Raw genomic sequence first — 19559 nt, 5'->3', positions numbered from 1 at the left:
GATCCCATTGCCCGGCGCCGACACAGAAGAGCGCCGTGTGGCGCGTACTCTCCCTTGCCGTGGCTGGACCGCATTGAGGCGGTCGAAATTGCGAATCACGGAGTTATGGGCGCGTGCCGAGACTCCGGAAGGTTTCGCATTTCGCATGTCAATTTCCAGTTCTGACCGCACCGTCATGCCCGAGAACGTCGACAACGCCGAGCTCGCCGAGCTGGTCGAGTCCGCCGTGACCGAGGCCCCCGCCGGTGCGACCGCCCCGGCCGCCGAGAAGACCGACGAGGTGTCCGAGGCTGCTGAGGCCCCCGAGGCCGAGGCCTCCGCCGAGCCGACCGTCACCTTCGGCGACCTGGGCCTGCCCGAGGGCATCGTCCGCAAGCTCGCGCAGAACGGCGTCACCACCCCCTTCCCGATCCAGGCGGCGACCATCCCGGACGCCCTGGCCGGCAAGGACATCCTCGGCCGTGGCCGTACGGGCTCCGGCAAGACCCTCTCCTTCGGTCTGCCCACCCTGGCCGCGCTGGCCGGTGGCCGCACCGAGAAGAAGAAGCCCCGCGCCGTCATCCTCACCCCGACCCGTGAGCTCGCGATGCAGGTCGCGGACGCGCTCCAGCCGTACGGCGACGTGCTCGGCCTCAAGATGAAGGTCGTCTGCGGCGGTACGTCGATGGGCAACCAGATCTACGCCCTGGAGCGCGGCGTCGACGTCCTCGTCGCCACCCCGGGCCGGCTGCGCGACATCATCAACCGCGGCGCCTGCTCCCTGGAGGACGTCCAGGTCGCCGTCCTCGACGAGGCCGACCAGATGTCCGACCTGGGCTTCCTGCCCGAGGTCACCGAGCTGCTGGACCAGGTCCCGGCCGGCGGTCAGCGGATGCTCTTCTCCGCCACCATGGAGAACGAGATCGGCACGCTGGTCAAGCGGTACCTCTCCAACCCGGTCACGCACGAGGTCGACAGCGCCCAGGGCAACGTCACGACCATGTCGCACCACGTCCTCGTCGTGAAGCCGAAGGACAAGGCGCCGGTCACCGCCGCCATCGCCGCCCGCAAGGGCCGCACCATCATCTTCGTCCGCACCCAGCTGGGCGCCGACCGCATCGCCGAGCAGCTCATCGAGTCCGGCGTGAAGGCCGACGCGCTGCACGGCGGCATGACCCAGGGCGCCCGTACGCGGGTCCTGGAGGACTTCAAGAAGGGTTACGTCAACGCGCTCGTCGCGACCGACGTCGCCGCCCGCGGTATCCACGTGGACGGCATCGACCTGGTCCTGAACGTGGACCCGGCCGGTGACCACAAGGACTACCTGCACCGCTCGGGCCGTACCGCCCGCGCCGGCAAGTCCGGTGTCGTCGTCTCGCTGGCGCTCCCGCACCAGCGCCGCCAGATCTTCCGCCTGATGGAGGACGCGGGCGTCGACGCCTCGCGCCACATCGTCCAGGGCGCGGGCGTCTTCGAGCCGGAGGTCGCCGAGATCACCGGCGCCCGTTCGCTCACCGAGGTCCAGGCCGACTCCGCGAACAACGCCGCCAAGCAGGCCGAGCGCGAGGCCGCCGACCTGACGAAGCAGCTGGAGCGCGTCCAGCGCCGCGCCGTCGAGCTCCGCGAGGAGGCCGACCGCCTGGTCGCCCGTGCCGCCCGCGAGCGGGGCGACGACCCGGAGGCCGCGGTCGCCGAGGTCACCGCCGAGGCGGAGGCCGCCCTGGTGGCCGCCATCTCCGTCCCCGAGCAGCCGGCCGCCCGCGACGAGCAGCGCCGCGACGAGCGGGGCAACTACGAGCGCCGCGACAACCGTGGTGGCGACCGTGGCGGCTACCGCGGCAACGACCGCCGTGACGACCGCCCCTCCGGTGGCTTCCGCTCCGGTGGCAACGACCGTCGGGACGACCGTGGTGGCCGTTCCTTCGAGCGTCGCGACAACGACCGTCCGTCGTTCCGTGACCGTCGTGACGACCGCCCGTCGGGTGGCTTCCGCTCCGGTGGCAACGACCGTCGGGACGACCGTGGTGGCCGTTCCTTCGAGCGTCGCGACAACGACCGTCCGTCGTTCCGTGACCGTCGTGACGACCGCCCGTCGGGTGGCTTCCGCTCCGGTGGCAACGACCGTCGGGACGACCGTGGTGGCCGCTCCTTCGAGCGCCGCGACGACCGCCCCTCGTTCAACCGTGACCGTCGCGACGACCGCCCCTCCGGCGGTTACCGCTCCGGCGGCAGCGACCGCCCGTTCAACCGTGACCGTCGCGACGACCGCCCGTCGGGTGGCTTCCGCTCCGGCGGCAGCGACCGCCCGACCGGCCGCCGTGACGACCACCGTGGCGCCAACACCGGCACCAACACCGGCTCGTTCGGCCGCCGCGACGACAAGCCGCGCTGGAAGCGCAACGGCTGACCCCGGCCCGGCCGGCCCCCGGCCGAGCAGGTCCGCCTGACAGACCGGCAGGGCCCGTACGCCACCGAACCGACTCGGTGACGTACGGGCCCTGTTGCTGTTCCCGACCCCCTCGTCCCACCTGTTCCTGAGCCCACGCCGGGCTCCCGCAACGCGCGCGACGGGCCCAAGACCGATACCGGATCGGCTGCCGGGACCGGGCGGGCTATGCTCGGGGGGTGATGTTGCACGGGCCGTTAGCTCAATTGGTCAGAGCAGCGGACTTTTAATCCGTTGGTTGTGGGTTCGAGTCCCACACGGCCTACCGACAGCAGGACAGGGCACAAGCCCGCCATCTGCGAAGAAGCGCCTCCATCCGGTCCCGTCCGGGTGGGGGCGCTTCGCCATGTGGTTCCCGCGTCAGGCGCACGTCCTGCGGTGCTGTACGCCGACCACTGCGTGACTCGGACGGGAGATCCGGCGGATCAATCCGAGACGGTTCGCCAGGCGTCCTCGGCGTGCTGTGCGGTGGGGTGGGTGGGGAAGACCTGGTCCAGGCCGATGATGCGGATGATCCGGGCGAGGTGTTCGGGGAGGGCGGCCAGTGCGATGGTCGCGTCGGCGGCCAGGGCGTGGTTGCGGGCGGCGATCAGGGCGGTGATTCCGCTGGAGTCGCAGAAGGTGATGCCCTTGAGGTCGATGACGAGCTGTTGTCCCGGGCGCAGGGCGAGCCCGGGCAGGGCGTCGCGGACCTGGGGTGCGGTGTGGTGGTCGAGTTCCCCGGCGAGTTCCATGACCGTGCCGGCAGCGGTGGTGCGGGTGCTGAGGGTCAAGTGCTGGGTCACTGCTGCTCTTCACTGAGGGATCGGGGCACGTGGATGGCGAGAACGGCGGTGTCGTCGTCCACGCCGGTGCCGAAGGTGCGGAGCAGGTCGCGGACTGCGCCGATGGTGTCCGACGCGGTGGTGGGGGCGAGGTCGTGGCCGAAGTCGAGGAGAGCCTCGTCGCCGTAGCGGTCCTCGCCTCCAACGGCGGTGGTGTGGGCTTCGGTGAGGCCGTCGGTGTGCAGGAGCAGCGTGTCGCCGGGGGCGAGGTGGACGGTGGTGGTGGCGATGTGGGCGTCGGGCAGGGCCCCGATGAGCTGCCCGCCGGGGGTGGGCAGGTAGTCGGCGGTGCCGTCGGCGCGCATCAGCAGGGCCGGGGGGTGGCCGCCGCTGGCCAGCGTGATGCGGAAGCCGCCGCGGTCGGGGTCGGGGGTGAGAAGGCCGAAGACGACGGTGCAGAAGCGGGGGTCGGTGCCCTGGTACTCGTGGTTGAGGACGGTGTTGAGGTTGGCGAGTACGGCGGCCGGGTCCGGGTCGTAGACGGCGGCGGCGCGCAGGGTATAGCGGGCCAGGGAGGTGACGGCCGCGGCGGCGGCGCCCTTGCCGCACACGTCGCCCAGGAACAGGCCCCAGGTCCCGGCGGCCAGGGGGAACAGGTCGTAGAAGTCGCCGCCGACCTCGTCGACGGAGGCGATGTGGTAGTGCGCGGCGACGTCCAGGCCGGGCACGTTGGCCAGCGTGGGCGGCAGCAGTGTCTTCTGAAGGGTGGTGTTCAGGAGCTTGAGGCGGTCGCGTTCCTGGTCGGCTTCCTGGCGGGCCCGCAGCAGTTCCGTCTCGTAGGCGCGGCGGTCGCGGGCGTCGAAGAGGGTGGTGCGGATCAGCAGGGGTTGCCCGTCGCTGCCGGTCTTGACTGTCGAGGTGACCATGACCGGCAGGTGGGAGCCGTCGGCCGCCTTGAGTTCCAGGGCGATGCCGCTGATCTCGCCCTGCATCCGCAGCAGCGGGGCGAAGTGGGTCTCGTGATAGAGCCGGCCGCCGACGGTCAGAAGGTCGGAGAAGGCCATGCGTCCCACCAGATCGCCGCGCCGGTAGCCAAGCCAGTCCAGCAGGGTCGTGTTGGCCTTGGCGATCCGGCCGTCCAGCAGGGTGGAGAGGTAGCCGCACGGGGCGTGCTCGTAGAGGTCCTCGGCACTGTCCTCCAGCAGTTCGGAGAAGCGGGCCTCCTCATCCACGGGTGCCGGGTCCCTGCTGTCCGCCGCGTCGCCCGTCTCGCACATCACCGCGCCGCCCCGGCGAACGCGGCGATCGCCGCAGCGGTCTCTTCCGGAGCAGCCAGCTGAGGGCAGTGCCCCGTCGCGTTCAGTGTGACCAGCCGGCTTCCCGGTATCCGGGCGTGGACGAACGTGCCGACCTCCGGCGGTGCGATCGCATCGCTGGAGCACTGGGCGACCAGCGTGGGCACCCGCACTGCCGCGAGGTCGGCGCGGTTGTCGGACAGGAACGTCACCCGGGCGAAGACGCGCGCGATCTCCGGATCCGTGCGGCAGAAGCTGTTCGTCAGCTCCTCGCCCAGCTCGGGCCGATCCGGGTTGCCCATGATCACCGGTGCCATCGTGCCCGACCAGCCGAGATAGTTGGCGTCCAGCGACTCCAGCAGCTCATCGATGTCGGCGGCGCTGAAGCCGCCCCGGTACCCCGTGGCCGGATCGTCGATGAAGCAGGGAGACGGTGCGAGCAGCACCAGTCCGGCGAACGCCTCCGGCTCGCGCGCGGCGGCCAGCACGCCCATCATCGCGCTCACCGAATGCCCCACGAACATGACCGGCCCCAGCGCCAGCTCCCCGACGACCTCCAGGACATCGGCGACGTAACCGTCCAGCGATCCGTACCGGTCCTGGCTCCAGGAAGACAGCTGCGAGTTTCCCGAGCCGACGTGGTCGAAGAGGACGACGGTGAAGTGCCGCTCCAGCGCAGGCACCACCAGACGCCACATGTTCTGGTCGCACCCGAACCCGTGCGCCAGCATCACCACCGGCGCACCGGCCCGCCCGGTCACCCTGACATGGTTCCTGCTCCGCACGTCCATGCGCGCCATCGTGGCAGACTCCCGGCGCGAGGGCTTCTCCCGTAGCTCGCAACCGGGGCTGACGGCTGAGCCCGGCGGGAGCGTCGCGCGGTTGCGGCCGCGTCGGCGGGGTGAGGGATCACCGGTCACGCGGGGCGTGCCTCTGTCCGGCGCAGGGGAGCGCCTGCCTGGTGGAGGCTGCGGAGTGCTTGCCTGTAGGAGGCGATCAGGCTGGTCTCCAGGTAGGCGACATCCAGCTCTTCGCAGTAGCGCCGGACGACGATCTGGGCCTTGCGCAGGTTGGGGCTGGGCATGCTCGGGAAGAGGTGGTGCTCGATCTGGTAGTTCAGCCCGCCCAGGACGATGTCCGTGAACCAGTTGCCGCTCACGTTGCGTGAGGTGAGGACCTGGCGGCGCAGGAAGTCCGGCCGGTCGTTGCCCGTCCGGATCGGCATGCCCTTGTGGTTGGGGGCGAAGACGGAGCCGAGGTACAGACCGAAGAGGCCTTGGTGGACGGCGAGGAAGGCGATCGCCATGCCGGGCGGAAGCACCAGGAAGAGCGCCGTCAGGTAGGCCGCGCAGTGCGCGACGAGCAGGGACCCCTCCAGCATCCGGTGCTTGAGCGAACGGTCGGCCAGCGCCCGCAGGCCCGACACGTGCAGGTTGATGGCTTCCAGGGTGAGGAGAGGGAAGAACAGGTACGCCTGCGAGCGGCCGATCAGCCGGGGCAGGCCCTTGGCCGAGCGGGCCTGGTCCTGCGACCAGACCAGCAGATCGGGCTCGATGTCGGGGTCGAGTGTCTCGTGGTTGGGGTTGGCGTGGTGGCGGGTGTGCTTGTCCTGCCACCAGCCGTAGCCCATGCCGATGCCGATGTTCGCGGTGATGCGCCCCGACCTCTCGCTGGCCTTGCGCAGCCGGAAGACCTGGCGGTGGGCGATGTCGTGGGCCAGCAGCGCCACCTGGCCGAAGACCGCGGCCAGGAAGACGGCGACGGCCAGGTTCCACCAGGAGGCGCCGACGAGGACGAACGCGGTCCAGCCGGCGACGTACAGGGCACTCACGGCCACGATACGGACCGCGTAGTAGCGGGGTCGTCGGGCCATCAGGCCGTGGTCGGCGATCCTCTTGGACAGCCGGGCGAAATCGCTCCCGGTCGTCCGCTCGGGGCGGACGGAGACTTCTGCGGTCATGAGTACGAACCTCTCGTGGCCGACACCGGGCAGCCGTTGGGCGGTCACCGCGATGTGGTGGGAACGGAACAGCCGAGGACGTGACCGCTGTCGCTGGACTGGTGGGTCGAAGGGGCGCGGCCTCGGCCGCCTCCCCTCGGATCGGAGCGGCCGCCCGGCGGGGCGGTGGACCTCGCTCGGGTACGTGAGGCTCACTCCGCAGGATTCATCCGTGCGCCAGCATCCCGGTGCGGAGGCGGCCGAGCAGATGGGTCAGGAGCCGGGAGACGTGCATCTGGGAGATGCCGAGCTGTCGGCCGATCTCGGACTGGGTCATCTCCTGGCCGAAGCGCATGGCCACGATGGACCGGTCGCGGTCGTTCAGGTCTTCGAGCAGGGGCGCCAGCGCATGGAGATCCTCGACCCTCTCGATGGCGGGATCGATGTCCCCTTCGGTGTCGCCGTAGGTGACGGCCGACGCGTTGTCCCGTTCGCTCCCGACGGGCTTGTCCAGGGATCCCGCGGTATATCCGTTCGAGGCGACGAGGCCCTCGATGATCTCGTCTTCGCTGAGTTCCAGATGGCGGGCGAGTTCCTGGACGGTGGGGTCCCGGTCCAGCCGTTTGGCGAGTTCCTCCTTGGCCTTGGCCAGGGTGACGCGCAGCTCCTGAAGGCGGCGCGGTACATGGACCGCCCAGGTGGAGTCGCGGAAGAAACGCTTGATCTCCCCGACGATGTAAGGGATGGCGAAGGAGGTGAACTCCACCTCCCGGCTGAGGTCGAACCGGTCGATCGCCTTGATCAGGCCCACCGTTCCGACCTGGATGATCTCCTCCATCTCGCCGCTGCCACGGCTGCGATACCGGCGTGCGGCGAAGTGGACCAGTGACAGGTTCGTCTCGATCAGGGTGTTACGCGCGTACTGGTACTCGTGCGTGCCCTCTTCCAGCACCCGCAGCCGTTCGAAGAAGACGGAGCTGAGGGCGCGGGCGTCCTTCGGCGCCACCTTGCTGGGGTCGCGGATCTGCGGGAGCGCCACCAGGGGCGCGTCGGTGGCCGAGGCCGGAGCCGTCGTGGATATCGGCATTGCGATGGTTCCCCTGCCCCAGAAGGTGCCGCGGAGACCCGTCGGCACAGGGGTCACCTACCCGGATCCGGACGGAGTACGCAGATCTGGGCAGATGGAACACCAGCGCGGCTTACTGCTGGTCTCCGCGGTCCGGGTACCTCCTGCCCGGCGAGCCCTGATCGGGCGGACGGGCTCCCGTGTCCCGGTCGCTCTGCTCGTACTGCGTCCGGTCCGTGTCCCTCCGTCCGGGCTCCACGCCGCCGGCGTCCCGCGCCGGAACCGGCCGGCCGCGCGGTGCTGCCGACGTCTGCTGCTGAGACCGGCGGAAGCGCCGCTGGGATTCGCCCTCGACCGGCGTGCCCCGAGCGGGCCCGGCGTCGGTACCGGGGCGCGCCTCGGTCGCGCCGGCTCGGTCGGTGCCGCCTCCGGCGGCCCCGTCCCGGGCGGCCGTGCCGTACGACTGCTCGACTCCGGTGCGGTGTCGCTCCGCGTCCTCCTCGCGGTCCAGAGCGTCCTGCCCCCGCTGCTCCTGTTCATGGCGGGCGTTTCGTACCGCCCTGCGTTCCCGCCCGCTCATGACGGCCGAGCCGATCAGCATGAGGAGACCGCCGATGAGGGCCAGGCCCACGCCGGTGCCGAGCCCGTCGCTGTCGCCCGTGACGGTCAGGCTGCCCTGGGCCTGCGCCTGCCGGACCATCCAGAGGACGGCGAATCCGAGCGTGACGATCCCCGCGATCAGGACGAGGAGCCGCGATCGGAACGCCACGCCGAGAACGGTGAGCAGCGCGCCGACGAAGAGGGGGAGGAACATGGACGCGAACAGCCCCGCGCCCGAATCCGTGATGCCGGCCCCGGTGAAGAGCTCCCACACCCGAAAGTCGTGTCCGAGCCGCCCGTCGTACCAGTTGCGGAAGGGCGCCCAGATCGCTGCGGCAGCGCCGACGACCGCCAAGATCAGTCCGATCGTGTTACGGATACCCCGTGCCATGCCGCGACCTCCCGACATATCGGACGTTGCATGCAAGAACCTCACATGCCGAACCCCGCCCCTGAAATTCACGCTACGCGCGGTGTGAGCGCCCTGCCATACGGCTCGACGGGGCCCCGGTGTGGCCCTCCTCCGCCTCAGGACCCGATCGCCAGGTACTCCGCCGTGCGCACGATCCGCTCGCGTTCGGCGAAGGAGGTCAGGTCCTCGCGGACGGCGCCGCTGTCGCCGTCGCGGTTGATGGCCTCCAGCGTGCGCCGGACCGCGGTGATCGCGGCGCGCTGGAGGTCCGAGGGGACGATGATCAGCCGGTAGTCGAGTTCGCGGAGGCGGTCCCTGGGGACGAGCGGGGTCTTGCCGCCGTGGAACGTGTTGATCAGCTTCGGTTGCGGGACGCGGGCGGCGACCCCGATCGGGCTGGGCTGCCGCATCTGCGAACGCCGCGACTGCGCCCAGCGGGCCCGGCCCCCGGCCGGCGGCCGACTGGCGATCGACCCGGACCGGCGGACGTACGTGCCGTATCCGGTGGAGGGGGGCCGGGCTGCGCTAGGAGACTCTGCGGCCCGCTCAGCCGGCCGCGGTGGCGATCACCGCCGACAGGGCCGCCAGCGCGTCGGCGACCCCGCCGGGTCCGAGGCCGCCGCCCTGGGCGACCTCGGCCGACCCTCCGCCGCGGCCACCGAGAAGCTGCTTCACCAACGGGGAGGCGTGCAGGCCCGCTTCCCGGGCCGCGTTGTTGACGGCGAGGACCAGCGCCCCGTCCTCCGTGCCCACCGCCACCGCGCCAGGCGTGCCGTCGGGCAGCCGGTCGCGGACGGCCAGGGCGAGCGCCCGGGCCTCCTGGGCGCCGCCGCCCACCGTGGTGGTGACGATCCGCACGCCGCCCGTCTCGCCCGCCGCTTCGGCGAGTTCGCCGGCGCGTGCCGTGGTGGCCTGCTGCTTGAGCCGGGCGTTCTCCCGGTCGGCCGCCTTCAGCCGGTCCAGCAGACCGGCGATCCGGTCGGGCAGCTCGGCGCGCGGCGCCCCGAGCTGCTCGGCGATCCGCGCCACCAGGTCCCGCTCGCGGGCCAGGTAGCCGAAGCCCTCGATGCCCACGGCCGCCTCCAGGCGGCGCATGCCCGCGCCGACCGAGCCCTCGGAGGTCAGGGCGACCGTGCCGATCTGGGCCGCGCGCTCCACGTGCGTACCGCCGCACAGCTCCCGGGACCAGGCCCCGCCGATCTCGACGACGCGGACCTTCTCCCCGTACGTCTCGTCGAAGAGGGCGAGCGCGCCGATCTCCTTCGCCTCGGGCAGCGTCATCCACCGCACACCGACCGGCAGATCGCGTCGCAGGGCGCGGTTGGCGGCCTCCTCGATCTCGCTGCGGACGGTCGCGGAGAGGGCACCGCGCCAGGGGAAGTCGAGGCGCAGATAGCCGGGCCGGTTGTAGGAGCCGGACTGGAGGGCGTCGGGGCCGAGGATCTCGCGCAGGGCGGCGTGCAGGACGTGGGTGCCGGAGTGGGCCTGGCGGGCGCCGAGCCGCCACTCGGGGTCGACGGCGGCGTGCACGGTGTCGTCGGGAGCGAGTTCGCCGGCGGTGATGCGGACCTGGTGGGCGACCAGGCCGGGCAGCGGGCGCTGGACGTCGAGGACCTCGGCCTCGACCGAGGCGCCGGACAGCAGCCCGGCGTCGCTGTCCTGGCCGCCGGACTCGGCGTAGAACGGCGTGCGGTCCAGGACGACGGTGACGATGTCGCCGGTCCGGGCCACCGGCACCGGGCCGGCCGGGCCGAGCAGCGCGAGGACACGGGACTCGGTCTCCAGGGTGTCCCAGGCCCGCCAGTCGGTCGGCCCGTGCGCGTCGAGGACCGGGCGCAGGGCGGTGGTGTCCACGGCCCCGCCGGCCTTGCGGGCGCGGGCGTCGGCGCGGGCCCGCTCGCGCTGCTCGTTCATCAGCGCGGTGAAGCCCTCGCGGTCGACCTCGACGCCCTGCTCGGCGGCCATCTCCAGGGTGAGGTCGATGGGGAAGCCGTACGTGTCGTGCAGCAGGAACGCCTGGGCGCCGGGCAGCAGCCGGCCGCCGCTCTCCTTGACCCGGGCGACGGCGGTGTCCAGGACGGTGGTGCCCTGCTTGAGGGAGGAGCGGAAGGCGTCCTCCTCGGCCCCGGCCTGATCGGCGATACGGGCGTAGGCGTCGGCGACCTCCGGGTAGCTCGGAGCCATGCAGTCGCGGGCCACCGGCAGCAGTTCGGCCAGGGCCAGGTCCTCGTAGCCCAGCAGCCGCATGGAGCGGACCGCGCGGCGCAGGATGCGGCGCAGGACGTAGCCGCGGCCCTCGTTGCCGGGGGTGGTGCCGTCGGCGAGGAGCATCAGGGCCGTACGGACGTGGTCGGCGACGACCCGCAGCCGTACGTCGGCCTCCGGATCGGCCCCGTAGCGGACGCCGGCCAGGTCGGCGGCGCGCTGCAGGACGGGGCGGGTCTCGTCGATCTCGTAGAGGTTGTCGACGCCCTGGAGGAGGGTCGCCATCCGTTCCAGGCCCATGCCGGTGTCGATGTTGCGGCGGGGCAGCTCCCCGAGGATCGGGTAGCCGGACTTGCCGGGGCCCGGGCCGCGCTCGTACTGCATGAAGACCAGGTTCCAGAACTCCATGTACCGGTCCTCGTCGACCGCCGGACCGCCTTCTGGGCCGAGGGCCGGGCCGCGGTCGTAGTACAGCTCGGAGCAGGGCCCGCACGGTCCGGGGACGCCCATGGACCAGAAGTTGTCCTCGTCCCCCCGGTCCACGATCCGCTCGTCGGGCAGGCCCGCGACCCGGCGCCAGATGCCGCGCGACTCGGTGTCGGAGTGGTGGACGGTGACCCAGATCCTGTCCGGGTCCAGACCGTAGCCGCCCTCGGCCTGCGGGCTCGTCGACAGCTCCCAGGCGTAGGCGATGGCCCCTTCCTTGAAGTAGTCGCCGAAGGAGAAGTTGCCGTTCATCTGGAAGAACGAGCCGTGCCGGGTGGTGCGGCCGACCTCCTCGATGTCCAGGGTCCGGACACACTTCTGCACGCTGGTGGCCCGCTCCCAGCGGGCGGGCGCCTCACCGGTGAAGTACGGCTTGAACGGCACCATGCCCGCGTTGACGAACAGCAGGGTCGGGTCCGGCGTCGGCAGGGGCGCGCTGGGGACGACGGTGTGGTCCCGGGCGGCGAAGAAGTCCAGGAATCGGCTGCGGATGTCGGCGGTACGCACAAGCGGTCCTCTTAGTCCTTCGGTCGGTCACCAGGGGGAAATCCGGGCGCGGTGCCACGCCGCTCAGGCGGCTCGGGCCACCCTCGCGGGCGCGGCGACCGGGTGCAGCGCGGCGTATTCCAACGGCGCCGACGGGTCGATGGACACGTTCAGCTGGGCCGGGTCGGCACCGGCCCGTACCAGCAGGTCGCCGACGGCGGCGATCATCGCCCCGTTGTCGGTGCACAGCGTCAGCGGCGGTACGCGCAGTTCGACGCCCGCCGCCTCGCACCGCTCCTCGGCCAGTGCCCGGACCCGGGAGTTCGCCGCGACCCCGCCGACCACGACCAGGGTGCGGACGTCGTACTGGCGGCAGGCGGCCAGCGCCTTGCGCGTCAGGACGTCCGCGACGGCCTCTTGGAGCGAAGCCGCCCCGTCGGCCAGCGGGATGTCCTCGCCGTGCAGGCGGTGCTGCTCGGCCCAGCGGGCGGCGGCGGTCTTCAGCCCGGAGAAGGAGAACGCGTACGGGTCGTCCTTCGATCCCAGCAGCGGCCGGGGGAAGGCGACGGCGCAGGGATTGCCCTCGCGGGCGGCCCGGTCGATGGCCGGCCCGCCCGGATACGGGAGGCCGAAGACGCGGGCGACCTTGTCGAAGCACTCGCCCGCCGCGTCGTCCACGGTGTCGCCCAGGTGCAGGATCGGATCGCGCACCAGGTCGCGCACGAGCAGCAGCGAGGTGTGCCCGCCCGAGACGATGAGCACCATGCACGGGTCGGGCAGCGGCCCGTGCTCCAGGGTGTCGGCGGCCACGTGCCCGGCCAGGTGGTGCACCCCGTACAGCGGCACCCCCGCCGCGTACGCCAGGGACTTGGCCCCGGCCAGACCGACCTGGAGCGCCCCGGACAGACCGGGCCCTGTGGTCACCGCGACGGCGTCGATGTCCCGCACCCCGAGTCCCGCCTGCGCCAGGGCTTCCTGGACGACGGGGGTGAACGCCTGGAGGTGGGCCCGGGCGGCGATCTCCGGCACCACCCCGCCGTAACGGGCGTGCTCGTCCATGCTCGACGCCACGACGTGCGCGAGCAGACGCCCGCCGGAGACGATCCCCGCCCCCGTCTCGTCACACGACGACTCGATGCCCAGCACCACCGGAGTCCGCACGGGGTCCTCTTCTCGCACAGTGATCGTTATTGCAACCTCTATGCAACAAGGTACTCGCCCGGGCGGGGCAACGCGGACCGGAGGAGGGGGTCCGCTTATTGGTCAACGGCACCCCTGCAATGCCGTACAGTTGTGTTCACCGACGCGGGGTGGAGCAGCTCGGTAGCTCGCTGGGCTCATAACCCAGAGGTCGCAGGTTCAAATCCTGTCCCCGCTACTGAAGATCCGGGCCCGGCACGCAGACAGCGTGCCGGGCCCGAGTCGTTCCCCGGCATTTCCGGGTTGACCTTGACGCAGCGTAAAGATCTAGCGTTTCCGGCATGGAGTGGTCCATTCAGGAAATCGCCCGCCAGGCCGGCACCACGAGCCGCACGCTCCGGCACTACGGGGACCTCGGTCTCCTCGCGCCGAGCCGGATCGGGAGCAACGGCTACCGCTACTACGACCAGGACGCCCTCGTCCGGCTGCAGCGCATCCTGCTGCTGCGGGAGCTCGGGCTCTCGCTGCCCGCCATCAGGGACGTACTGGAGGGGCAGCGGGACACGGCGGTGGCGCTGCGGGCGCATCTGCGGCTGCTCGAACAGGAGCAGGCGCGCATCGGACGGCAGATCGCCTCGGTGCGGACCACGCTCCACAAGACCCAGGAGGGGATGGAACTCATGGCCGCTGAGGTGTTCGACGGCTTCGACCACACCGCCCACGAGCAGGAGGTCACCGAGCGCTGGGGCCGGGACGCGTACGAGGAGGGCGACCGCTGGTGGCGTTCGCTCGGGGACGGGGAGAAGAAGGCGTTCAGGGACGAGCACGAGGCCATCGCGCGCGACTGGGGCCGGGCCAGGGAGGCCGGGCTCGCCGTCGACGGGCCCGAGGCGCAGGAGCTCGCGCGGCGGCACTGCGCCTGGCTGTCCTCGGCCAAGGAGCCCAGCCGTTCGTACGTGATCGGGCTCGGGGAGATGTATGTCGCCGATCCGCGCTTCGGAAAGAACTACGATCGCTACGGGGACGGCACCGCCGCCTTCGTACGGGACGCACTGACGGTCTACGCGCAGCATCGGCTCTCCGACTGACCACGGCCGGCCGGGCCGCCACCGCTTTTTCCCCCTATTCGGCCGATGCCCGGTCGCCGCTCGGCGCGGCTCCGGGAAGCCTGGACAGGGAGCGGTACCGTCCGCAGCCGTGGGTGGACCGGGCAGGAGTGCACAGGTGGGGATGGCCGAGGGACGGCGCAGCGGGGCGGCGGGGAGCATGGACGCCGTGGGCCGTGCGGTGCTCGGATCCCGGGAGGGGGAGCTGGCGTCCGGCGGCGGACGGGGCACCGGGCGGTTCATCCGGATGCTGCCCGCCCTGCTGATCATCGGCGGACTGCTGTTCGACTCGCTCGCCCCGCCCAACTTCACCGCCGTCCCCCTCTTCGTCGCGGCCCCGCTGATCGCCGCCCCGTTCTTCTCGCTGTCCCGGACCGTCCGCACCGGGATCGCCGCGGTCATCTCCGTCATCGTGATGCGGATCTCCGACGGGACGTCCACGCAGGTCGTCCCGGTCATCGAGATGCTCACCGTGCTCACGGGCTCGGTCCTGGCCCTCGTCATCAACGGCGTCGTGCGGCGCGGCAACGAGCAGCTCGCCTCGGCCCGGGCCGTCGCGGAGACCGCCATGCGGGCCGTGCTGCCGACGCCCGCCGAGCGGATCGGCGGACTCCAGGTGGCCGCACGGTACGAGGCGGCGCAGGCGGACGAGTTCGTGGGCGGCGACCTGTACGCCGTCGCGGACACCCCGTACGGCGTGCGCGTCGTGGTCGGCGACGTCCGCGGCAAGGGGCTGGACGCCGTCGGGGCGGTGGCGGTGATCATCGGGTCGTTCCGGGAGGCCGCCGAACAGGAGCGTTCGCTGGAGGGCGTGGCCCAGCGGCTGGAGCGGGCGCTGGCCCGGGAGGGGACGCGGCAGTACGGGCTGGACGCCATGGAGGGGTTCATCACCGCCGTACTGGCCGAGATCCCGCCCGGGGCGGCCACGGTCCGCCTGGTCAACCGCGGCCACCCCGAGCCGATCCTGCTCCACGCGGACGGGGCCCTGGAGGTGCTGGCGCCCTCGGTGCCCGCGCTGCCGCTGGGGATGGACCTCGGGGTGTGGCCGGACCGCGCCGACGAGTGGGTGATGCCTCCCGGGGCGACGCTCCTCGCCTTCACGGACGGCCTGTCCGAGGCCCGGGACGCCAACGGGGTCTTCTACGATCCGGCGGCCCGGCTGCGCGGCCGGATCTTCCCGGGGCCGGAGGAGCTGCTGTCGGCGCTGACCGACGACGTACGGCTGCACACCGGCGGGCACGCCACGGACGACATGGCGCTGATCGCGGTCGGCCGGCCGGCGGAGGGGCAGCCCGTGCGCCGGACGACGGTGAAGATCGTGGGCCGGGGCGACGAGGACGCGGCCCGCTGACGTGGCGCGGCTGTCCGCCGGCGCGCTGAACTCGCAACTCGCAGCGATGACACGGTGCGTAATCGAAGCGCACCGCTCCGCATAACATTTGATACACCGTCAGAAAAAGGCATGTGGCTGAGCCCCGGTCAAGTCGCCCGATTCCGCCCGCTTGTGCCCCGTACCTCCCACCCCTGTTCGTTAATGATCAACAGGAACAGCTTGGAATCGGGTCCGGGTGTCTATTAACGTTCGATAACGCAGCGCGGTCGTCACAGCCGTCGTCAGGGACGGCGCCGCGCGCGAGCGCCGAATTCCGCAAGGGAACCGGGGACCCACTACATGGGGTGAATCGGACGCCTGCGTCTCGTGAGAGGCGGAGGGGCCCGTAGGAGACCTTCCTGCTCCGAACCCGTCAGCTAACCCGGTAGGCGAGAAGGAAGGAAAGGAGTGCGCCCACGTGGCGTCCAACAAGCCTGCCCCTGAGGCCCCGTCACCCTTCAGCACCGACAGCTACGGTGGCGCCGAGCGGTCCGTGGGGGAGTGGAATCCCACCGAGGACTCCATCCGTCCCGTGCGCGGCAGGCACCGCGTCGCCAAGCAGCGTGGTCTGGCCCGTAGCTCCACCGTCCTCGGGGTCGGCGTCATAGCGGCCGTCGGAGCGGGGGGCATGGCCACCGCTCAGGACAAGGCTCCCGTCTCCATCTCTCTTCCCGATTCCATCGCGGACAACCTCCCCGACGCCAAGTCCCTTCCCGGCGTCGGGTCCTTCATGTCCGACGAAGCGGAGGCCGCCCCGGTCGCCGCGGCCGCGCCGCTCACCACCGCCGGGCTCACCAGCGCCGAGGCCGAGCAGGGCACCGACGCCGGCGAGGCGCTGCGCGCCCGGATCCTCCAGCAGGCCGAGCAGCAGCAGGCCAGCGCCGACGCCGAGGCCAAGGCGGCAGCCGAGAAGGCCGCGGCCGAGAAGGCGGCGGAAGAGGCCAAGAAGCAGCAGGACGAGGCCGAGGCCGACGCCGCCGCGAAGAAGAAGGCGGCGGAGGAAGCGGCGAAGAAGAAGGCGGAGGAGGAGCGTCTCGCCAAGCTCGCCGCCAGCTTCTCCCTGCCGGCCTCCTCCTACACGATCAGCTCGACCTACGGTCAGTCCGGTGCGATGTGGTCCTCCGGCCAGCACACCGGCCTCGACTTCGCCGGTTCGGCCGGTTCGCCGCTCAAGGCCGTGCACAGCGGCACGATCACGTCGGCCGGCTGGTCCGGTTCGTACGGCTACCGCACGGTGCTCCAGCTCGATGACGGCACGGAGATCTGGTACGCCCACCAGTCCTCGATCGACGTCTCGGTCGGCCAGAAGGTCACCACCGGCGAGACCATCGGCCGCATGGGTGCCACCGGCAACGTGACCGGCGTCCACCTCCACCTGGAGGTCCGCACCGCGGGCGGCTCCGCGATGGACCCGATGGCCTGGCTGACCAGCAAGGGCCTCTCGGTCTGAGCCCCCGGGCCGGCGCGCGCCGCCGGCCCCGGGCCGCCCTTCTCCGGCGGCCCGTCCCGAAACCCCGGCAGCCCTGACGCACACCCCCCGACGTCAGGGCTGCCGGTCTGTCCGGGGACGGGGACGGGGAGGGGGCGACAGGCCCGTGCGTGGATCATGATGGGCGTACGCGGCGGAATTCATCCTTCCGCACGGCCGAGGCAGGAATACCGTCCTCCGACCGGCCCGTTGAACTCTCACATGACTTCCGCGCACACCCCCCTCGGCACCTCCGGCCTCCAGGTCTTCCCCCTCGCCCTCGGCGGCAACGTCTTCGGCTGGACGGCGGACGAGGAACAGTCCTTCGCCGTCCTGGACGCGTACGTCGCGGCCGGCGGCAACTTCATCGACACCGCCGACGCCTACTCCGCCTGGGTCGAGGGCAACCGGGGCGGCGAGTCGGAGACCGTCATCGGCAAGTGGCTCGCCTCCCGCTCCAACCGGTCCGACATCGTCGTCGCCACCAAGGCCGGCGCCCACCCCGACTTCCGGGGGCTGTCGGCCGGCACGATCAAGGGCGCGGCCGAGGCATCGCTGCGCCGGCTCGGCACCGACCACATCGACCTCTACTACACGCACTTCGACGACGAGACCGTCCCGGTCGAGGAGATCATCACCGCCCTCGACCAGCTGGTGAAGGACGGCAAGGTGCGCCACATCGCCGCCTCCAACATCAGCCCCGAGCGCCTCGCGGCCTCCCTCGCCTTCTCCGAGCGCGAGGGCCTCGCCCGGTACGTGGCGCTCCAACCGCACTACAACCTGGTCTCCCGCTCCACCTACGAGGGCGCGCTCCAGGACACCGCGGCCGCCGCGGGCCTCGCCGCCGTCCCGTACTACGCGCTCGCCTCCGGCTTCCTCACCGGCAAGTACCGCCCCGGTGCGACGGTGGAGAGCGCGCGCTCCGCGAAGGCGGGCGGGCACCTGGAGTCGGAGCAGGGCCGCAAAGTGCTGGCCGCCCTCGACCAGGTGGCCGGGGAGCGGAACGCCGAGATCGCGACGGTGGCCCTCGCCTGGCTCGCCGCACAGCCGACCGTCGCCGCGCCGATCGCCTCCGCCCGTACGGTCGAACAGCTCCCCGCCCTCGTCGCGGTCGCCGACCTGCGGCTGACGGACCGGGAACTCGCGCTGCTCACCGAGGCGTCGGCCTGACGGAGCCGGGGTCGCCATACCCGTACCCGTATCCGTACGGCTGCGGCTGCGTCTGGGGTTGTCCGTACGGGTGCGGCTGGGGCTGTCCGTACGCCGGGCCGTGCGGCTGTCCGTATCCGGGGCCGTTTCCGGGCGCGGGCCCGGGGCCGTATCCGGGGGCCGGCGCGGGCGCGGGGCCGTAGCCCTGTGCCGGGCCGTACCCGTATCCCTGGCCGTACGGCATCGCCGCGTGGCGTCCGGCGTGGGCCTGGCGGCCGTGGTGCGGGCCCCGGTGGGACGTGAGGCGGGCCGCGTGGGCCAGGGCCGGGGCCGCGATCTCCCGGCGCTGCCACAGATGGTGCAGCAACTCCCGCTCACGGGCGCCGAAGTCCGGGCCCACCGCGCCGTGGCGGGCCCGGCGGCGCAGCCCCGCGAGCGACGTCGCGAACGACTCGTACTCCGCGACCGCGCGGGCCGCCGCCCGGCCCCGGGCCCGGTCCTGCTGCCAGTGGCGGGCCAGGTCGCGGGCCATGCCCCGGGCCCGCATGGAGGAGAGCGCCGACGGTTCGGCGGGGGTGAGCCAGCCGGCCGCCGCATACGCGGGCAGCTCGGCGGCGAGCGTACGCAGCTCCCGCTGGCGCGACCAGATCGCCAGCCAGGTCACCAAGCCGAACGCCGGGACCATGACGATCCCGTACACCGCGTAGAAGCCGTACGGGCCGAAGACCGACGAGCCGTTCCACAGGGCGTGCAGCCCCATCGCCAGCAGCAGACCCAGCACCGGCAGGGCGATCCGGCGGACCCGGTGGCGGCGGGCGCTGACAGCCGCGAAGCCGAAACCGAGGCCGGTCAGGACCGTGAACAGGGGATGTGCGAAAGGGGACATGACGATCCGCACGAAGAACGTCCCGGCCGTCACCGAGGCGAACCCGGAGCTGCCGAGCTGCTGGTCCTCGCCGAAGGCGTTGCCCAGATAGAGGATGTTCTCGGTGAACGCGAAGCCCGTCGCGGTGAACCCGGCGACGACGATGCCGTCCACCACCCCGCTGAACTCCCGTCTGCGGAAAAGGAAGATCAGCAGCACGGCCGCCGCCTTCGCGCTCTCCTCGACGACGGGGGCGATCACCGTCGCCCCCAGGGTGTCGGCGCTCGCCGGGTCGGCCGTCGCGGTGGCTATCCAGCGCGTCGCGAAGGAGTTGGCGATGATCGCGACCAGCGCGGCGGCGCACGCGCCCCAGGCGAAGGAGAAGATCAGATTCCGCCAGGGCCCCGGCTCGACCCGGTCCAGCCAGCGGAAGGCTGCCATCAGCAGCGGCACCGGCAGCACCGCCAGGCCGAGGCCGACCAGGAACCCCTCGGGCCCGGTCTGTTCGCGGACGAGCGCGAGGATCACCAGACCGCACAGCAGGAGCGCCACGATCACGGCCCCGGCGCGGAACACCTTGCTGCGCCACACCATGCCGACGCGGTGCGGCCGGTAACGCGCCCGGCCCCGCTCCGGCACCGCGCCCAGGACCTCGTCGAGCCGCTGCTCGTGGAGGACCGGGACGGCCGGGTGGGCCTGCTGATGCTGCACGGAGGGGTCGGACACCTCTCGACCCTAACGAGGGCCACTGACACCCGCGATGGCGCATCCGGCCATCGAC

At 72.0% G+C, this 19559-nt stretch carries 15 protein-coding genes, 2 tRNA genes, 1 pseudogene and 1 riboswitch; of the genes and pseudogenes, 8 read left to right on the top strand and 10 right to left on the bottom strand.

Going from position 1 to position 19559, the window contains the following annotated elements:
* Positions 1-175 precede the first annotated feature (175 nt).
* Both WQO_RS16225 and WQO_RS16220 read left to right on the top strand, forming a co-directional pair.
* The gene (locus WQO_RS16225) at positions 176-2386 is read left to right on the top strand and encodes a DEAD/DEAH box helicase (protein ID WP_058954006.1); all 2211 of its coding nucleotides are present in this window, start codon (positions 176-178) and stop codon (positions 2384-2386) included.
* A 230-nt stretch (positions 2387-2616) separates the two neighbouring features.
* Positions 2617-2690: transfer RNA gene (locus WQO_RS16220), tRNA-Lys, on the top strand.
* A gap of 160 nt (positions 2691-2850) precedes the next feature.
* Here WQO_RS16220 and WQO_RS16215 read toward each other — a convergent pair.
* From WQO_RS16215 to WQO_RS37410, 7 genes are all read right to left on the bottom strand, one after another.
* The gene (locus WQO_RS16215; RefSeq protein WP_010056489.1) at positions 2851-3210 is read right to left on the bottom strand and encodes an STAS domain-containing protein; all 360 of its coding nucleotides are present in this window, start codon (positions 3208-3210) and stop codon (positions 2851-2853) included.
* Positions 3207-4466: a PP2C family protein-serine/threonine phosphatase gene (locus WQO_RS16210; RefSeq protein ID WP_010056490.1), complete on the bottom strand. Its 1260-nt coding sequence runs from the start codon at positions 4464-4466 to the stop codon at positions 3207-3209. Before WQO_RS16210 ends, WQO_RS16215 begins: the two co-directional genes overlap by 4 nt.
* The gene (locus WQO_RS16205) at positions 4466-5275 is read right to left on the bottom strand and encodes an alpha/beta fold hydrolase (protein ID WP_010056491.1); all 810 of its coding nucleotides are present in this window, start codon (positions 5273-5275) and stop codon (positions 4466-4468) included. Before WQO_RS16205 ends, WQO_RS16210 begins: the two co-directional genes overlap by 1 nt.
* 125 nt (positions 5276-5400) lie before the next feature.
* Complete coding sequence (locus WQO_RS16200) at positions 5401-6444, bottom strand: fatty acid desaturase family protein (protein ID WP_010056493.1); 1044 nt, start codon at positions 6442-6444, stop codon at positions 5401-5403.
* Between the two features lie 205 nt (positions 6445-6649).
* The gene (locus WQO_RS16195) at positions 6650-7510 is read right to left on the bottom strand and encodes a SigB/SigF/SigG family RNA polymerase sigma factor (protein WP_010056495.1); all 861 of its coding nucleotides are present in this window, start codon (positions 7508-7510) and stop codon (positions 6650-6652) included.
* Positions 7511-7622: 112 nt separating this feature from the next.
* Positions 7623-8480, bottom strand: coding sequence for a hypothetical protein (locus WQO_RS36545; RefSeq protein ID WP_010056497.1), 858 nt, complete (start codon positions 8478-8480; stop codon positions 7623-7625).
* A gap of 137 nt (positions 8481-8617) precedes the next feature.
* Positions 8618-8911, bottom strand: coding sequence for an isocitrate lyase and phosphorylmutase (locus WQO_RS37410; protein ID WP_010056499.1), 294 nt, complete (start codon positions 8909-8911; stop codon positions 8618-8620).
* Between WQO_RS37410 and WQO_RS35080 the strand changes: the two are divergent.
* Positions 8877-9014: pseudogene (locus WQO_RS35080) on the top strand (short-chain fatty acyl-CoA regulator family protein); the annotation flags it as partial. The gene WQO_RS37410 and the pseudogene WQO_RS35080 sit on opposite strands and share 35 nt — an antisense overlap.
* Before the next feature lie 33 nt (positions 9015-9047).
* Here the strand turns inward: WQO_RS35080 and alaS are convergent.
* Positions 9048-11699: an alanine--tRNA ligase gene (gene alaS, locus WQO_RS16180; RefSeq protein ID WP_010056500.1), complete on the bottom strand. Its 2652-nt coding sequence runs from the start codon at positions 11697-11699 to the stop codon at positions 9048-9050.
* A 63-nt stretch (positions 11700-11762) separates the two neighbouring features.
* Complete coding sequence (tsaD, locus tag WQO_RS16175) at positions 11763-12827, bottom strand: tRNA (adenosine(37)-N6)-threonylcarbamoyltransferase complex transferase subunit TsaD (protein WP_029181906.1); 1065 nt, start codon at positions 12825-12827, stop codon at positions 11763-11765.
* Positions 12828-12982: 155 nt separating this feature from the next.
* Here tsaD and WQO_RS16170 point away from each other — a divergent pair.
* From WQO_RS16170 to WQO_RS16150, 5 genes are all read left to right on the top strand, one after another.
* A tRNA-Met gene (locus tag WQO_RS16170) sits at positions 12983-13056 on the top strand.
* A 103-nt stretch (positions 13057-13159) separates the two neighbouring features.
* The gene (locus WQO_RS16165) at positions 13160-13906 is read left to right on the top strand and encodes a MerR family transcriptional regulator (protein ID WP_010056502.1); all 747 of its coding nucleotides are present in this window, start codon (positions 13160-13162) and stop codon (positions 13904-13906) included.
* Between the two features lie 142 nt (positions 13907-14048).
* The gene (locus WQO_RS16160) at positions 14049-15275 is read left to right on the top strand and encodes a PP2C family protein-serine/threonine phosphatase (protein WP_010056503.1); all 1227 of its coding nucleotides are present in this window, start codon (positions 14049-14051) and stop codon (positions 15273-15275) included.
* Positions 15276-15551: 276 nt separating this feature from the next.
* Positions 15552-15702: riboswitch (cyclic di-AMP (ydaO/yuaA leader) on the top strand.
* A gap of 12 nt (positions 15703-15714) precedes the next feature.
* A complete protein-coding gene (locus WQO_RS16155; RefSeq protein WP_010056504.1) occupies positions 15715-16746 on the top strand; it encodes a M23 family metallopeptidase in 1032 nt (343 codons plus the stop codon).
* A gap of 240 nt (positions 16747-16986) precedes the next feature.
* Positions 16987-17934, top strand: a complete 948-nt coding sequence (locus WQO_RS16150; protein ID WP_010056505.1) for an aldo/keto reductase — start codon at positions 16987-16989, stop codon at positions 17932-17934.
* On the opposite strand, the gene WQO_RS16145 is transcribed toward WQO_RS16150, so the two are convergent.
* Positions 17915-19504 (bottom strand): PrsW family intramembrane metalloprotease, encoded by a 1590-nt coding sequence (locus WQO_RS16145; RefSeq protein WP_010056507.1) that lies wholly within the window; start codon positions 19502-19504, stop codon positions 17915-17917. The two genes, WQO_RS16150 and WQO_RS16145, sit on opposite strands and share 20 nt — an antisense overlap.
* Positions 19505-19559 lie beyond the last annotated feature (55 nt).

Source organism: Streptomyces globisporus C-1027 (assembly GCF_000261345.2).
GTDB lineage: Bacteria > Actinomycetota > Actinomycetes > Streptomycetales > Streptomycetaceae > Streptomyces > Streptomyces pakalii.
Note: the sequence above shows the minus strand (reverse complement) of the source record. Positions and strands in the feature narration are given on the sequence as shown.

What these genes read in the sequence shown, in the direction of transcription:
- WQO_RS16225 (WP_058954006.1), top strand. Translation starts at nt 176, where the DNA reads ATGCCCGAGAACGTCGACAACGCCGAGCTCGCCGAGCTGGTCGAGTCC.
- WQO_RS16210 (WP_010056490.1), bottom strand. Translation starts at nt 4,466, where the DNA reads ATGTGCGAGACGGGCGACGCGGCGGACAGCAGGGACCCGGCACCCGTG.
- WQO_RS16205 (WP_010056491.1), bottom strand. Translation starts at nt 5,275, where the DNA reads ATGGACGTGCGGAGCAGGAACCATGTCAGGGTGACCGGGCGGGCCGGT.
- WQO_RS16200 (WP_010056493.1), bottom strand. Translation starts at nt 6,444, where the DNA reads ATGACCGCAGAAGTCTCCGTCCGCCCCGAGCGGACGACCGGGAGCGAT.
- WQO_RS16195 (WP_010056495.1), bottom strand. Translation starts at nt 7,510, where the DNA reads ATGCCGATATCCACGACGGCTCCGGCCTCGGCCACCGACGCGCCCCTG.
- WQO_RS36545 (WP_010056497.1), bottom strand. Translation starts at nt 8,480, where the DNA reads ATGGCACGGGGTATCCGTAACACGATCGGACTGATCTTGGCGGTCGTC.
- WQO_RS37410 (WP_010056499.1), bottom strand. Translation starts at nt 8,911, where the DNA reads ATGCGGCAGCCCAGCCCGATCGGGGTCGCCGCCCGCGTCCCGCAACCG.
- WQO_RS16165 (WP_010056502.1), top strand. Translation starts at nt 13,160, where the DNA reads ATGGAGTGGTCCATTCAGGAAATCGCCCGCCAGGCCGGCACCACGAGC.
- WQO_RS16160 (WP_010056503.1), top strand. Translation starts at nt 14,049, where the DNA reads ATGGCCGAGGGACGGCGCAGCGGGGCGGCGGGGAGCATGGACGCCGTG.
- WQO_RS16150 (WP_010056505.1), top strand. Translation starts at nt 16,987, where the DNA reads ATGACTTCCGCGCACACCCCCCTCGGCACCTCCGGCCTCCAGGTCTTC.